The 14676-nt window shown below is 65.4% G+C and carries 13 protein-coding genes and 4 pseudogenes; 10 read left to right on the top strand and 7 right to left on the bottom strand.

Going from position 1 to position 14676, the window contains the following annotated elements; genetic code table 11:
* Positions 1-51: 51 nt before the first annotated feature.
* Positions 52-1095, top strand: coding sequence for a zinc-dependent alcohol dehydrogenase family protein (locus tag AC1PZ7_RS09025; RefSeq protein WP_482359129.1), 1044 nt, complete (start codon positions 52-54; stop codon positions 1093-1095).
* A 43-nt stretch (positions 1096-1138) separates the two neighbouring features.
* On the opposite strand, the gene AC1PZ7_RS09020 is transcribed toward AC1PZ7_RS09025, so the two are convergent.
* Complete coding sequence (locus AC1PZ7_RS09020) at positions 1139-1993, bottom strand: LysR family transcriptional regulator (protein WP_482359128.1); 855 nt, start codon at positions 1991-1993, stop codon at positions 1139-1141.
* Between the two features lie 166 nt (positions 1994-2159).
* On the opposite strand from AC1PZ7_RS09020, the gene AC1PZ7_RS09015 reads away from it, so the two are divergent.
* Positions 2160-3701 carry an MFS transporter gene (locus AC1PZ7_RS09015; RefSeq protein WP_482359127.1) on the top strand — a complete coding sequence of 514 codons (1542 nt, stop codon included), beginning with the start codon at positions 2160-2162 and terminating at the stop codon, positions 3699-3701.
* Positions 3702-3774: 73 nt separating this feature from the next.
* Here AC1PZ7_RS09015 and AC1PZ7_RS09010 read toward each other — a convergent pair.
* Together AC1PZ7_RS09010 and AC1PZ7_RS09005 are read right to left on the bottom strand one after the other, a co-directional pair.
* Positions 3775-4022 (bottom strand): annotated as a pseudogene (locus AC1PZ7_RS09010) (transposase); the annotation flags it as partial.
* A 74-nt stretch (positions 4023-4096) separates the two neighbouring features.
* A protein-coding gene (locus tag AC1PZ7_RS09005) for an IS3 family transposase (protein WP_482359592.1) occupies positions 4097-5460 on the bottom strand; the annotation gives its coding sequence in 2 pieces (ribosomal slippage) (positions 4097-5110 and positions 5113-5460; 1362 coding nt in all).
* A 130-nt stretch (positions 5461-5590) separates the two neighbouring features.
* Here AC1PZ7_RS09005 and AC1PZ7_RS09000 point away from each other — a divergent pair.
* Positions 5591-6457, top strand: coding sequence for an agmatinase (locus AC1PZ7_RS09000; RefSeq protein ID WP_482359603.1), 867 nt, complete (start codon positions 5591-5593; stop codon positions 6455-6457).
* 114 nt (positions 6458-6571) lie between these two features.
* Positions 6572-7702: an acetylornithine deacetylase gene (argE, locus tag AC1PZ7_RS08995; protein WP_482359126.1), complete on the top strand. Its 1131-nt coding sequence runs from the start codon at positions 6572-6574 to the stop codon at positions 7700-7702.
* A gap of 38 nt (positions 7703-7740) precedes the next feature.
* Here the strand turns inward: argE and AC1PZ7_RS08990 are convergent.
* Positions 7741-8238: pseudogene (locus AC1PZ7_RS08990) on the bottom strand (ATP-binding protein); the annotation flags it as partial.
* Positions 8238-8450 (bottom strand): annotated as a pseudogene (locus tag AC1PZ7_RS08985) (IS21 family transposase); the annotation flags it as partial. The pseudogenes AC1PZ7_RS08990 and AC1PZ7_RS08985, both read right to left, overlap by 1 nt.
* Between AC1PZ7_RS08985 and AC1PZ7_RS08980 the strand changes: the two are divergent.
* A pseudogene (locus AC1PZ7_RS08980) lies at positions 8440-8523 on the top strand (IS5/IS1182 family transposase); the annotation flags it as partial. The pseudogenes AC1PZ7_RS08985 and AC1PZ7_RS08980 sit on opposite strands and share 11 nt — an antisense overlap.
* Positions 8524-8686: 163 nt before the next feature.
* Here the strand turns inward: AC1PZ7_RS08980 and AC1PZ7_RS08975 are convergent.
* Positions 8687-9565, bottom strand: a complete 879-nt coding sequence (locus AC1PZ7_RS08975; RefSeq protein WP_482359125.1) for a LysR family transcriptional regulator — start codon at positions 9563-9565, stop codon at positions 8687-8689.
* A gap of 109 nt (positions 9566-9674) precedes the next feature.
* Here AC1PZ7_RS08975 and AC1PZ7_RS08970 point away from each other — a divergent pair, with 109 nt between their 5' ends.
* Genes AC1PZ7_RS08970 through AC1PZ7_RS08955 form a run of 4 tightly spaced genes read left to right on the top strand, consistent with a single transcriptional unit; the run spans position 9675 to position 12605 of the window.
* Positions 9675-10301, top strand: coding sequence for a glutathione S-transferase family protein (locus tag AC1PZ7_RS08970; RefSeq protein ID WP_482359124.1), 627 nt, complete (start codon positions 9675-9677; stop codon positions 10299-10301).
* A 48-nt stretch (positions 10302-10349) separates the two neighbouring features.
* Positions 10350-11120, top strand: a complete 771-nt coding sequence (locus tag AC1PZ7_RS08965; RefSeq protein ID WP_482359123.1) for an enoyl-CoA hydratase/isomerase family protein — start codon at positions 10350-10352, stop codon at positions 11118-11120.
* A 46-nt stretch (positions 11121-11166) separates the two neighbouring features.
* Complete coding sequence (locus tag AC1PZ7_RS08960) at positions 11167-11844, top strand: peroxiredoxin-like family protein (RefSeq protein ID WP_482359122.1); 678 nt, start codon at positions 11167-11169, stop codon at positions 11842-11844.
* 47 nt (positions 11845-11891) lie between these two features.
* Entirely contained in the window at positions 11892-12605 is a 714-nt protein-coding gene (locus tag AC1PZ7_RS08955; protein ID WP_482359121.1) for an SDR family oxidoreductase, read from the top strand.
* Positions 12606-12667: 62 nt separating this feature from the next.
* On the opposite strand, the gene AC1PZ7_RS08950 is transcribed toward AC1PZ7_RS08955, so the two are convergent.
* Entirely contained in the window at positions 12668-13519 is an 852-nt protein-coding gene (locus tag AC1PZ7_RS08950) for a LysR family transcriptional regulator (RefSeq protein WP_482359120.1), read from the bottom strand.
* Positions 13520-13606: 87 nt separating this feature from the next.
* Between AC1PZ7_RS08950 and AC1PZ7_RS08945 the strand changes: the two genes are divergently transcribed.
* Positions 13607-14593 carry an aldo/keto reductase gene (locus AC1PZ7_RS08945; RefSeq protein WP_482359119.1) on the top strand — a complete coding sequence of 329 codons (987 nt, stop codon included), beginning with the start codon at positions 13607-13609 and terminating at the stop codon, positions 14591-14593.
* Positions 14594-14676 lie beyond the last annotated feature (83 nt).

The raw sequence follows: 14676 nt of genomic DNA, 5'->3' as shown, positions 1-14676 counted from the left end.
ATCGATATGATTGTCAATAAGGTCCTCGCTCAACAAGCGAAAGGACCGACCATGAGCGAGACAATGAGACGGTGGCAGCTGCCGTCATTCGGGCTGAAGAACCTGGAATTGGCCAAGGCGCCAGTGCCTGCGCCGGGCAGCAGCGAGCTGCTGATCCGGGTTGCGGCGGTCTCCCTCAACTATCGCGACAAGCTGGTGGTCGAAGGCGGGTTGCTACCCGACAGGCCAACCATGCCGTTCGTTCCGGTATCGGACATGGCGGGCGAGGTGGTGGCGACCGGCGCGGGTGTATCGCGCTTCAAGGTCGGCGACCGGGTGCTGGGAAACTTCTGGACGCAATGGATCGATGGTGAGCCGCCACGGGAGATGACCCGGCACGGCCTGTCGCTTGGTGGACCGCTGCCGGGCATGCTGGCTGAATATGTGACGCTCCACGAGAACATCGCCGTCAAGGCGCCCGCATCGCTGACGGACGAGGAAGCCGCTACCCTGCCGGTTGCGGCGCTGACGGCATGGTCCGCCCTGATCGAGACAGGTCATCTGAAAGCGGGCCAGACGGTTCTGGTGCAGGGCACGGGCGGCGTCGCCCTGTTTGGGCTCCAGTTTGCGCAGGCCTTCGGAGCCCGCGTGATCGTCACCTCGCGGAACGCCGAGAAGCTGGAGCACGCGAAGGCGCTCGGTGCCTTCGGCGTGATCGACACGCGTGCCAACCCAGACTGGTCCGCTGGAGCGTTGGACCTGACCGACGGGCGTGGTGTCGATCATGTGCTCGAACTGATCGGCGGTGACAATATCAGCCAGTCGGCAACTGCACTGGCGAGCGGCGGGCGTATCGCCCAGATCGGCTTCATGAAGGGATCGGAGATCGTGCTGTCGGCGGTTCCCATGATGCTGAAGAGGGCCATCATCCAGGGCATCTCGGTCGGGCACCGGCGGGCATTCGAGGACATGAACCGCGCCATTGACGAGCATGGCCTCAAGCCGGTGATCGACAAGGTCTACGCCTTTGAGGATGTGCGTGCCGCGTTCGATCATCTCGAACGCGGGGCGTTCGGCAAGGTGGTCGTTCGGTTCGAGAATGAAGCTGGAAGCTGAGCCTCAATTCCGCCTTGCCGAGCAAGAGTCGGCGGCGTCTCCCTTATGAACCCGGTCGGTGTTCGCGGAAGGCGGCGGCGAGCGTGCGCAGCGCCTCACGGGATCTGACGTCGGTGAGGGTTGAGAACATCACGATCTCGGTGGAAGGCAGCGGCGGCAGGCCGAAGCGCTGGCTGACCTCGATCGTGCCGGGAGGCGCAAGCCGACAGGAGAAGGCGGAAATGGCGAGGCCCGCCGAGACAGCGGCCGCCACCATCGATGACGTCCCACCAAGGAATACTTCTGTCCACGACATGGAAATGGCGTCCAGTGCGCGGGCGGCGATGTCACGCACTCCACAGGCGGGCGAGAGCGCTGCCAGCCGCAAAGGCTCGCCCAGTCGATGTTCGAACTGCGGGGCTGCGAACCAGCCGAAATGCTCTGGCCCAAGCACCTCGCCGCCGCGCCGGTCGTCCTCGCGCCGAATGATGGCAGCGTCGAGTTCGCCGCGATCGAAGGCATCCAGCAGCACCCGCGAACTGTCCATCCGCACTTCTATGGTCAGGCCGGGATCATGGGCGTTGAGCCGCCCCAGAAGCGTCGGAACCTCCGGTCCCGCAACGTGGGCGGCAATGCCGAGGCTGAAGCGGCGGCGCGCTGCCGATAGGCCAGCCATGGCGCGATCGTGAGCCGCGAGGAATTCACGGGCACCGGCGAGAAACACCGCACCTTGCGCCGACAGCCGCACCGAGCGCGGTGTCCGTTCGATCAGTTGCTGGCCCACCCGAGCCTCAAGCCGTTTGAGCTTGACGCTGATCGCGCCCTGGGTCGTGCCCAGCGCTTCCGCGGCGCGGGTGAAACTCTGCAAATCAGCAATGGTGACGAACGCCTGCACGGCGTCCACGTCCAGCGTGGTCATTCCAATAATCCGAAATTGTTATTTCTGATATATTCAGGCATCCAATTTAGTTGTGATCAAGGCTCCGCTAGTTTGCCGCTGTCCGCAACATGTGGACCGAAGCTCGCGCGCCTTCCCGTCATGATCGGATTTCGGCGTTGCGGTCCTGACGTCGAAAGGCCGAAGCATGACCATTGCCGTTCCTCAATCTCCTTCAAGCCAGCGCATTGCCGCTCTCTTAGCCGTCTGCCTTTCATCCCTGATGTTCGGCCTTGAGATCTCCAGCGTGCCGGCAATCCTGCCGACGCTGGAACAGGTGCTGCATGCGGATTTCAGGCAGCTCCAGTGGATCATGAACGCCTACACCATCGCTGTAACTACGGTGCTGATGGCTACAGGCACGCTGGCTGACCGCTACGGCCGCAAGCGCGTCTTCCTGATCGGAATCGTCGCGTTCGGCCTCACCTCGCTGATTTGCGGGCTGACGGAAAGCGTGTCCGTTCTGATCATCGCCCGGTTTCTTCAAGGCATGAGCGGTGGAGCGATGTTGATCTGTCAGGTCGCGGTGCTTTCCCATCAGTTCCGGGAGGGTCGTGAGCGCGGCATGGCGTTCGGCTGGTGGGGCATCATCTTCGGCATTGGGCTCGGCTTCGGTCCAATCGTCGGGGGGATGATCGCCGCCATGTGGAGTTGGGAATGGGTTTTCCTCGTCCATGTCGGGCTGAGCGTTGTGACGTTGCTGCTTGCACTCAACGGCGTGCAGGAGTCGCGTGATCCTGACGCGACGCGCCTCGACGTTGCCGGCATGCTCACGCTGTCCCTATCGGTCTTCTGCCTCGCCTTCTTCATCACGCAGGGTCCGGAACTTGGCTTTGCAAGTCCCGCTGCGCTCGCGATCCTCGGCGTCGCCGTCGCGAGCTTCATCGGGTTTCTCATCGCCGAAAAACTCAGCCCACGGCCGATGTTCGACTTTTCCGTGTTCCGCGTACGCGCCTTCTCCGGCGCAGTCGTCGGCTCGGCGGCCATGAATATCAGCTTCTGGCCATTCATGATCTATCTACCGATCTGGTTCCAGGCAGGACTTGGCTATGACAGTGTGGCGGCGGGTCTGGCGTTACTCGCCTACACTTTGCCGACGCTGGTGGCGCCACCATTGGCGGAGCGCCTGTCGCTGCATTACCGACCCGGCTTGGTCATCCCTGCTGGCCTGTTCATCATCGGTCTCGGCTTTATTCTGATGAAGCTTGGGAGCACGGCCCCACACCCGAGCTGGCTGACAATGCTGCCGGGTTGCCTGCTCGCTGGAACTGGCCTCGGCTTCACCAACACGCCCGTCACCAATACGACCACGGGGTCGGTGTCCAACGAACGTGCAGGCATGGCGTCTGGCATCGACATGAGCGCGAGGATGATTTCGCTCGCCATCAACATTGCGCTGATGGGCTTCGTGCTGGTCGAGGGCGTCGGATCAGCACTAGGGGCTGCACTACCGGGTGATATCGACGCGGTGCAGTTACGAGCATTGGCGGAGCGGATCGCGTCGGGAGCCTCTGTTTTGCCGGATCAGGGTATTTCCGCAGCCATTGTCCACCAGGCGCTCACCCAAGGTTTCGGCTGGGTTATGCTGTATGGCAGCATCGGCGTCTGGCTGCTGGCGGCGCTGAGCTTCTTCATCTTCGGTCGCAGAGAGGCGACCGGTCCGTTATGCGAACAATGGCCGGTTCGTTGAACGTCCTGGGTCGACGGCGCTGGCGCCCGATCCACCCGCCACTCCGACGAAGGCGCGCGTTCTCGCTGGATAGGTTGAAGGAGAGGGTTTTGACCCTGTTTGGCATTGCGCGGACATTGGCCCGTGCCCCGCTCCCGCTCATCTTATCTCGCAAGGCGTCACTGTCGTAAGCCCTGTCGGCGAGTCGGCGAGAAGGATGTTTCCCGACTCGAGCGTGTCCAGCATGTCGGCGGCCGAGCGCCCGTCGTGGGCCTGGCCTTCGGTCACCGTCAGGCGGATCGGGCTTCCTTCAGCATCGACGAGCGCGTGGATCTTGGTGGTTGTCCGTCGTCAGAACATTTGGCGCAACTCGCGGGGTAAATTAGCGGAGTGCGGGCCTCGTCTGGGGGTTGATGTTAGGCGGCGAGCTTGCGGTGCTGCAAGCGCCGATGTTCGATGGTCTGTCGCTTGATCCTTTCACGCTGTTGGATGACCGCCGGAGCCCTTCCGAAGTAGGTGTCGGCGGGCGTCACATTGTTCAGGCTCTCGTGGTAACGCTGGTGATTGTAGTGTTCGACGAAGGCCTCGATCTGGGCCTCGAGATCGCCGGGCAGGAAGTAGTTTTCCAATAGGATGCGGTTCTTCAGGGTCTGATGCCAGCGTTCGATCTTGCCCTGGGTCTGGGGATGCATCGGGGCGCCGCGCACATGGCTCATTTTCCGGGCCTCAATGTATTCCGCAAGTTCGCCGGCGATGTAGCTGGGACCATTATCGCTGAGCAGCCTGGGCTTGTGCAGCACCGTGGCGCTGTCGCAGCCGGAAGCCGCCAGAGCCAGGTCCAGCGTGTCGGTCACGTCCTCGGCCCGCATGTTGGTGCACAGCTTCCAGGCGATGATGTAGCGCGAGAAGTCATCGAGGACGGTCGACAGGTACATCCAGCCCCACCCAATGATCTTGAAGTAGGTAAAATCAGTCTGCCACATCTCGTTCGGCCGGGTGGTCTTGGTGTGGAACTGATCGGCGGCCTTGATCACGACATAGGCCGGGCTGGTGATCAGATCCTGGGCCTTCAACAGGCGGTAAACCGCGGATTCTGACACGAAGTAGCGTTTCTCGTCGGTGAAGCGCACCGCCAGTTCGCGGGGGCTGAGGTCGGTCGCCTCCAGCGCCATCTCCACGATCTGATCCTGGATGTCGCGGCCGATCCGGTTCCACACCCGGCTCGGCGCCGATGGCCGATCCTCCAGCGCCTCCGGCCCGCCCTCAAGATAACGGTCATACCAGCGGTAGAACGTCCGACGGGCGACGCCCAACTGGTCGAGCGTGCGTTTGGCGGGCAGGTGCGACTGTTCCACGATCCGGATGATCTCGAGCTTTTCGGATGCGGGATACCTCATTCGTCGTCGCCCCCATCCGCAATCATGCTTTTTTTGAGCAACCGGTTTTCCAGCGTCAGGTCCGCCACGCATTCCTTCAAAGCACGGGTTTCGCGGCGCAGATCCTGGACCTCACCGGTGGTCGCCGCGCGGGCAGTATCGCCGGCCAGGCGGCGCTTCCCCGCTTCCATGAACTCCTTCGACCAAGTGTAGTACAGGCTCTGGGCGATGCCTTCCTTGCGGCACAGCTCCGCAATGCTGTCCTCGCCGCGCAGCCCATCGAGCACGATGCGGATTTTGTCCTCGGCCGAGAAATGGCGACGCGTCTGCCGCCGAATATCCTTCACAACACGCTCAGCAGGGGCCTTTGTCGGCGATTTTTTCAAGGAGGGTTGGGCCTTCATCTTCGTTCCTTCGTCACTACGACGAAGCCCCAACCCTCCTTAAATCACAACCTCAAATCTGTGCCATTGGTGCTGACGGCGGACACTCTATTCCGAGCCCTGCACGGATCTTGACGCGCTCAGCGCGGATATCGCCTATCTCGGCATCCCCTATGGCGAATCCTACACCTTCGGCGAAATCGCCAGCGACCAGAGCCGCGGCGCGCTGGCGATGCGCCGGGCGACGGGCCGGATTCTCCGCGCCGTCGAGCGCTATGATTTCGACATTGGTGGCCCGCTCTACGACAACCGGCCGATCCGCGCCGTCGATTGCGGCGATGTCTATGCCGATCCGCGCGAGCTGAAGCAGCATCTCAAACGCGCCGAGGAGGTGGTGCGCAAGATCGTGGCCTCAGGCGCGATGCCGATCATCCTTGGCGGCGATCACTCGATTCCGATCCCGGTGCTCAAGGCGCTCGACGACCAGGGCCCGATCACGCTGATCCAGATCGACCAGCATCTCGACTGGCGCGAGGAGATCAACGGCGTCACGCACGGGCTCTCCAGTCCGATCCGCCGCGCCTCGGAAATGGATCATATCGGCGAGATCTTCCAGATCGGCCTCCACGCCAGCGGCAGCGGACGCCAGGAGGAGTTCGACGCCGCCCGGGCCTATGGCGCGCATCTCATCTCCTCCTACGAGCTCCATGAGCGGGGCATCCAGCACGTGCTCGACAGGATCCCCGCCGGGGGGCGCTATTACATCACCGTCGATCTCGACGCTTTCGAGCCCGGCATCGCCCCGGGGGTCGCCGCACCCTGCGCCGGCGGCATGACCTTCATGCAGGCCAGAAGCCTGATCCACGGCCTGGTGAACAAGGGGCGCGTGGTCGGCATGGATGTGGTGGAGATCACGCCGGCCAGCGACGTCAACGACATCACCTGCATCACCGCCGGCCGCCTGATCGTGAACCTCGTCGGCGCGGCCGTCCGGGCCGATTATTTCGGCGCGAAATAGCCGGCGCTCCGCCATTGCGGGGGGCGCTCCTTCCCCTTCGCGCCGTACGCCGGCCGCCGCCGCGCCGGCGGGCTTGCGGGCCCGCCGGCCCCATTCCGTCCCGGATGCCGTTCCATGAATGTCGTGCAGATCCTCGAACGCCTGGTGCGCTTTCCCTCCGTCGTCGGCACCCCCAATGGCGCTATTGTCGGCTGGATCCGCGCCTATCTGGAAAGTCATTCGGTCGAGGTGCGCGTTCTGCCGGGGCCGGAAGGGGACCGCGCCAATCTGTTCGCCACGCTGGGGCCGCGCGACCGGCCCGGCTACATCCTGTCGGGGCACATGGATGTGGTGCCTGCCGAGGAGGCGGAATGGCGCTCCGATCCCTTCACGCTCCGCGCCGAGGGCGATGCGCTGCAGGGGCGCGGCACCAGCGACATGAAGGGTTTCCTCGCGGCGGTGCTGGCGAGCGTCCCGGCCGTGCTGGCCGGCCCGCTCGACCGGCCCCTCCACCTCGCCTTCTCCTATGATGAGGAGGCCGGTTGCCGCGGCGCGCCCCACCTCATTGCACGCCTGCCGGAACTGTGCGCGCCACCCCTCGGCGCCATCATCGGCGAGCCGAGCGGGATGAGGGGCGTGCGCGCCCATAAGGGGAAGGCGGCGGCTCGCATCCGCATCGAAGGGCGCGCGGGCCATTCCTCGCGTCCCGACCAGGGCATCAACGCCATCCACCTAATGGCGGAGGTGCTGGCACGGGCCGTGGAGACGGCGCAGGCTCTGGCGGAGGGAGCGCAGGACCCGACCTTCGAGCCCCCCTACGCCTCGATGCAGATCGGCACGATCAGGGGCGGACAGGCGCTCAACATCGTTCCCGACCTGTGTGTCGCCGATCTGGAGGCCCGCGCCATACCCGGCATTCAGCCGCGCACGCTTCTTGAGCCCGTCCACGCCGTGGTCTGCTCGCTCGCCGAGCGCGGCGTCAAAGCGACGTGGGAGACGTTGAGCGAATATCCCGCGCTCTCCCTTCCCGCCGATGCGCCACTCGCCAGGCTGGTGGAGAAACTCACGGGAGAGCCGTCATTGGCGGCCGTCAGCTATGGGACGGAAGCCGGGCTTTACCAGAATGCGGGCGTCCCTTCGATCATATGCGGGCCAGGCAATATCGCTCGGGCGCACAAGCCCAATGAGTTCATCCGCATGGATGAATTGACGTCATGCCAGGCCTTTATCGAGGCGCTCGGGGGAGACCTTCTCGCGGGATCGTGACGATCACTGTGCTGTTCGGCCGGGGCCTTTCCGCCGGAGACCACGAAGACGACGGCGAGTTGATAGGGTAGCAGGCCCGCTTCCAGGTGACGGCCCGCCCGTCCTTCCGCCTCGAGCTTGTTGACGAGGTCGACGACATTGAAGAAGCGGCCCCGGGCGCCTGAGCGGATGCAGGCCCGGGCGATGGCGATCGCCAGATGGGCCTTGCCAGCACCGGTGCCGCCGATAAGGACGGCATTGCGCTGATGTGCGGGGAAGTTTCCGCCGGCGAGATCGCGCACCAGGATCTCGTTGATCGGCGTGTCGTCAAAGACGAAGTCGTCGATGTTCCGGGCCAGCGGCAGCTTGGCGATGGTGATCTGGTATTTGATCGAGTGCGCCTGCTTCTCGGAGATTTCCGCCTGTAGGAGGTCCCCGACGACGCGGCTCGGCTCATGCTGACGCTTCACGGCGGTAGAGATGATCTCGTCGAAGGCCGCCTTCATGCCGTAGAGCTTCAGCTCGCCCATGGCGCCGAGGATCTCGGAGCGTTCCATCATGCTGCTCTCCTGAGGTTGTCGTCGCGGGCGCAGTCAGCCGCCGGCTCGTGGCGAAGACGCAACGCGTCCGGGGTCATGATGGTGATCGTGCCGGCGGGCTCCCGGGTTCTCGCCAGTATGTTGAGGATGACGTCGGCGGCGTGGACGCCCTCAGACAGCGCTTCCGAGCATGCCGCCTTCACGGCAGGCAGGCCGTGGCGCATCGCTGCCCGATACGACCGATGCGCTCACACATTCTTCTCGGCAATCTGCATCGCAGCCGCCGTCATGTTCTGGCTTTGATCAATGAGTCCTGAGTCTAGCGCCAGCCATTCATGTGAATGGAGGGCAGGTTTCGGCGATCCGGTCTGGCAGCCGCCCTTCCGCTACCGGCCCCATACCGGGCGTTCAGACGCGCACTTGGCAAGATCTGTTTCCGGCGCGTCGTGGTACATCGCGAATAGCCCTACTGGGCCAGGATGCTTTCCACGTAATCGGCAAATGCCCGCGCCTTGGCGCTGGCGAGGCGCCCGGTCGGGAACACGGCCCACAGATCAACCGGCGGCAGCTCCCAGTCCTCCAGCACGCGCCGCACCGCGCCACTTTCGAGTTCCGGGGCGAACATCCAGTCGGAGTTGACGGTCAGCCCGATGTCGGCGAGCACGGCGGCGCGGATGCCTTCCGCCGCGCTCAGGCGCACGCGACCCTTGACGGCAACGGAGGCCTGCGTGCCGTTCCGGCGGAAAGTCCAGCTGTCGCCGAGCTGGCTGTAGACGATCGCCTCGTGGGTCGCGAGATCGGCGGGGGCCTGCGGCGTGCCGGCGCGCGCGAGATAGGCCGGGGTCGCGATCACGGAGCGCCGGCCGCGGGCGATCCGCCGGGCAATGGCGGTGGAATCGGTGAGTTCCCCCATCCGAAGCGCGAGATCTATACCCTCTGACACTAGATCGATGACGCGGTCATCGAGCAGCACGTCGATTTCGATGTCGGGATGACGCGCCAGAAATTCCGGCAGGCGCGGAACGATGAGCAGGCGCGCGAATGTAGTGGCCGCCGAGACGCGCAGGCGTCCCGACAGGCCCGCGCCGGCGCCCCGCGCCTCCAACTCGGCTTCCTCCGCCTCCCGGATCGCCACGCGCGCCCGTTCATAGAAGCGCACGCCCGCATCGGTCGGCGCGAGGCTGTGCGTCGAGCGCACGAGCAGGCGCACCTGAAGGCGCTCCTCGAGCTGGGCGATGGTCTTGGAGATGGCGGGCTGTCCGACGCCGATCCGCCGCGCCGCAGCGGAGAAGGATCCCGCCTCCACCACGGTCACGAACACCTGCATGGCCTGAAGTCGATCCATGCTCATTCCTCCTGAGAATGAGTATTATCGCCACGAGCGGGCTGCCGCAACACTCCAGGAATGACGATAACAGCTTCACGACACGCCGATACGGGTTCGGGAGCTGAACATGATCGAAGTCTACGCCTTCGCCACCCCTAACAGCGTCAAGGTCCCGATCGCGCTGGAGGAGCTGGGCCTTGCCCATGAGCTGAAGCCGGTGAACGTCCGCCAGGGCGAACAGAAGCACGCCGCGTTTCTCGCTTTGAACCCCAATGGCAAGGTTCCGGTGCTGGTCGAGCGCGACGCCTCGTTCGTGCTGACCGAGAGCGCGGCGATCCTGGTCCATCTCGCGGAGACGACCGGCCGGCTGCTGCCGACGCAGGGTGCCGGACGCGCCCGCGTCTTCGAACAGCTGTTCTTCCACGCCTCGGCGCTGAGCCCGGCCCTCGGCAATGCCGGCTTCTTCAAGCGCTCGTCGCCGGAGCCCCAGCCCATCGCCGAAGCCCGTTTCTCCGCCGAGGCGGAACGCATCCTCGACCTTCTCGAAGGAAAGCTGGCCACCCAGCGTTTCACCGCCGGCGACGATTTCACCATCGCCGACATCGCCCATTTCGGCTGGCTGTGGCGGCGCGCCTTTCCCGGCGTGACGCTGGACGCCCGTCCCAACCTCTCCCGCTGGTACGAGGCGATCGCCGCGCGGCCAGCCGTGCAACGCGCCATCGCCCGCGTCGAGGCCCTCGTCCCGGCGGCCTGAACTTTTCCCCATCCCCTCAACCGTGCGCACGCATGAAGGAGCCATCCCATGTCCCGCTTCGACACCTATAAGACCGCCTTCGCCAACGCCCAGCTCACCCGCTCCGACAGCGGCGTGCTCGAGGTCCGCTTCCACACCGATGGTCAGAAGCTGGTCTTCAACGGCCATACCCATGAGCAGTTCGTCGAACTGTTCCACCAGATCGGCGCGGACCCGGACAACCGGGTCGTCATCCTCACCGGATCGGGCGACGCCTTCATGGACGCGATCAGCCCCGAGGGTTTCGATTTCTTCTCGCCGCGCGGCTACGACAAGATCTATCGCGAGGGCAAGAAGGTGCTCATGAACATCCTCGACGTCGAGGTGCCGATGATCACCGCGCTCAATGGCCCCGTCTTGCTGCATAGCGAATATGCTTTGCTGACCGACATCATCCTCGCCACGCCGGAAACCGTGTTCCAGGACAAGCCGCATTTCGACTTCGGCATCGTTCCGGGCGACGGCGTCAACCTGCTCTGGCCGGAAGTGATCGGCAGCGTGCGCGGCCGCTATTTCATCCTCACCCGGCAGGTGCTCGACGCCGCGACGGCGAAGGAGTGGGGCGTGGTCAACGAGATCGTCCCCGCCGACCGACTGCTCGCCCGCGCCCATGAGATTGCCGAGGGGATCGCCGCCCTGCCCCCGCTCACCAGCCGCTACACCCGCATCGCGCTGACGCAGAAGCTGCGCCGGATCGTCGACGAGGGTGCCGGCTATGGCCTGGCGCTCGAAGGCATCAGCGCCGCCGAGGTTGCCCGCTCGATGGCGGCAGCCGGCTGACCGCCCCCCTCGCAACCCGACATCAAACTCCATCAGGGAGAATCCCATGTCTCTCCAGGCAAAGCTCGACGCCTTCAAGGCCGATTTCCAGGCCGGCATGCCGCCCTACAACGTGCCCCGTTCGGTCATCGAGACGATGCACCGCGCCACCGCTGAACTCATCGCCTCCGGCGCGGCGCAACGGGCGCTCAAGGCCGGCGACAGGATCCCGGCCTTCACTCTCGCTGATCCCGACGGGAAGGCGGTCTCCTCGGCCGACCTTCTCGCCAGAGGGCCGCTCGTTATCAGCTTCTATCGCGGCGTCTGGTGCCCTTATTGCAACATGGAGCTGCAGGCGCTGCAGGAGATCCTGCCGCAGTTCCAGGCGCTGGGCGCGAGCCTCATTGCGATCTCGCCCCAGAACCCGGTCAACAGCCGTAAGTCGGTGCGCCAGAACACGCTGTCCTTCCCGATCCTGTCGGACCCGGGCAACGAGGTCGCCGCCACCTTCGGCCTGCGGTTCGCACTGCCGGATTATCTGGTCGATCTCTACAAATCCCTGAAGAACGACCTGCCCGCCTTCAACGGCGACCCGAGCTGGACCCTGCCGATGCCGGCCCGCTTCGTTGTCGGCGAGGACGGCACGATCCTCTATGCCGAGGTCAATCCCGACTATACGCGCCGGCCCGAGCCGGAAGACATGATCCCCGCCCTTCGCCGCGCCCGGAGCGCGACGCCCGCCTGACCCATCCGGATATGCCCCGTCCGATGCGGGCGGGGCGGAGAACGCACATGCAACGGACCTTCCTCATCACCGGCGCCAGCAAGGGCATCGGCCTCGCCCTCTCGCAGCGCCTCGCGGCGCAAGGGCATCGGGTCATCGGCATCGCCCGCAACCAAGCCGACGACTTCCCCGGAGAGCTTCACACGCTCGATCTCGGCGCCACCGAGGCGAGCCGGCGACTGGCGCAGATCGTCGACACCCATCCGGTCGACGGCGTCGTCAACAATGTCGGGCTGGTGCGCGCCGCGCCGCTCGGGGTGATCGAGGCCGCGACGCTCGATGAGGTGCTGCGGACCAATCTCCACCCCGCCCTCGCCGCCGTCCAGGCCGCCTTGCCGACCATGAAGGCGCGCGGCTGGGGGCGCGTCGTCAATGTCTCCAGCCTCACCGTCCTCGGCGCTCTGGAGCGCACATCCTACGCCGCGGCCAAGGCGGCGCTGGTGAGCTTCACCCGCAGTTGGGCTCTGGAGCTCGCGACCACCGGCATCACCGTCAATGCGGTTGCGCCCGGGCCGACCGAGACCGAGCTGTTCCGCGCCAATAACGCGCCGGGCAGCACGGGCGAGGCGCGCTACCTGTCCGGCGTGCCGATGGGGCGGTTCGGAACCCCGCAGGAAATCGCCGCCGCCATCGGCTTCCTGTTATCGGACGATGCCGCCTTCATCACCGGACAGACGCTGCATGTCGACGGAGGCGCCTCGATCGGCAAGGCGTCGCTCTGACCTTCGGCCAATGTCCGGATTGCGAGGCGCAGCAAGGGTCTGCTCCTGGCGCGACGACGCCATCAGGCGTCCTGCATCGGAGCGAACAGGGCGCGCTTTGCGGCGACCAGGCGGGCGATGGCGTCGATCGTCTCGCGCACGCCGCTCCTGGTCCGGTCCTCACCGTGAACGACCAGCCATTGCTCATGGGAGATCTCCTCGATCACCGGCCCCGTCCTGATCAGGCTCTCATGGGCGGCGCCGACGAAGCAGGGCAGCACGACCTGCCCGGCGCCGGCCAGCGCCAGATCGAGAAGGGAACGTGGGTTCGACACCTCCATGCGAATGCGGTCGCGTCGATGGCTTCGCACCCAGCGTGCCGACGGTGTCTCGACCGTGCAGGCGATCCAGCCGTCGCGTACCGATCCGCTGTTCAGTGCATAGGGTGCGAAGGTCACCGTCGCCGTGCGTCGCACCGCCAATCCCGGTTCGGAGGGGCGCTGGTTGCGGATGCCGATTAGCGCTTCTCGCCGCCCTATATTGTGCCGCTCCTCCGCTGCGCTGAAGACAAGGGTGCTTCTGGCGACACCTAGTGCGTCGATGTGTCGGGTCAGGAACCAGGTCATCCATGTTCCAGCCGAGATGCGGATGGGCAACCCGGCGTCCCGCTCGGAGGAATCCCGCACCATATCGAGAATGCGCCCCTCCACCGCTTCGATCTGCGCGAGACGCTTCTCGCCGGCTTCCGTCAGCGCGTAGCCGCTTGGCAGACGGCGAAACAGTTCCTCGCCGAGAGCACGCTCCAGATCGACGATATGGCGCCCCAGTGTCGCAGAGCTCTGCCCGGTGGCCTTCGCCGCCGCCGCGAGCCCGCCGGTCCGTGCGACGGCCAGGAAGATCCGAAGGTCCGACCAGTCGAACGCCGTTTCATCCATGAACGGGGCCTTTCATTCCCGGCGCCTGCACGAGCCGGCGGCGGCGGCGCACTTTCCCGAACGACTCAGGATGGAGCGTCGGGAAATATGACATCAAGACTGCAGACGGCACCACGCATCGGCATGGGCTGCTGGGCCATTGGAGGCCCGTTCTGGTTCGGCGAGATCGCGGCCGGATATTCCGGCGCGGACGATGCCGAATCCATGCGCGCCATCCACGCCGCGTGGGACAATGGAATCCGGGTGTTCGACACCTCCGCCGTCTATGGCGCCGGCCATTCCGAGCGGCTCCTCGGCCAGGCCCTGGCGGGACGGGATGATGCAGTAATCGTCTCCAAATTCGGCCATTCGATCGATGCCGCAACAAGGCAGCTATTGGGCCCCCGTTTCGATCCGGCCTATGTGCACGGGTCGGTCGAGCAGAGCCTGGCGCGCCTCGGCCGGGATCATATCGACGTCATGCTGCTGCATCTCAACGACCTCCCGGTCGCGGACGCCGAGCCGGCTTTCGAGACGCTGGAATCCTTCGTGGCGGTCGGAGCCATCGGCAGCTATGGCTGGAGTACGGATTTCCCTGCGAGCGTCGCGGCCATGGCGCGCCGGCTTGGCTTCTCGACGGTTCAGCATTCCATGAACCTGTTCTTCGATGCGCCGTCCATGTGCCAGGTGGCGACGGAGCGCGGCCTGACCCAGCTCATCCGCTCGCCGCTCGGCATGGGCGTGCTGACGGGGAAGTTCGATGACGGGCGCTCAATCTCCAAGGGAGACGTACGCGCCGGCCCGGCGGACTGGCAGGGCTATTTCGATGCCGGGCGTCCGCGCGCGGATCTGGCGCGGCAGATGGCGACCGTTCGCGAACTGCTCACGGTCGGAGGCCGCACGCTGGCTCAGGGGGCGCTGTGCTGGTTGCTGGCGAAGGGTCCCATGATCCTGCCGATTCCAGGCGCCAGGACCGCCGTCCAAGCGGCCGAGAACGCCGCCGCCATGGCCTTCGGTCCGCTGCCGGGGAGCGTGATGGAGGAAATCGAGACTATCCTCCAGCGCCCCGCCGAGGGACCTCCGCGCGCCCGTTGATTGAGGGCCGCGTCAATCGAAGCGGACGCGCTATCGCCCCGCAACGGGCGTTCGAGCGTCCGCCCCCTTCCGGCGCAGGCGCG

The organism is Ancylobacter sp. TW_SC_1 (genome assembly GCF_056836805.1).
Note: the sequence above shows the minus strand (reverse complement) of the source record. Positions and strands in the feature narration are given on the sequence as shown.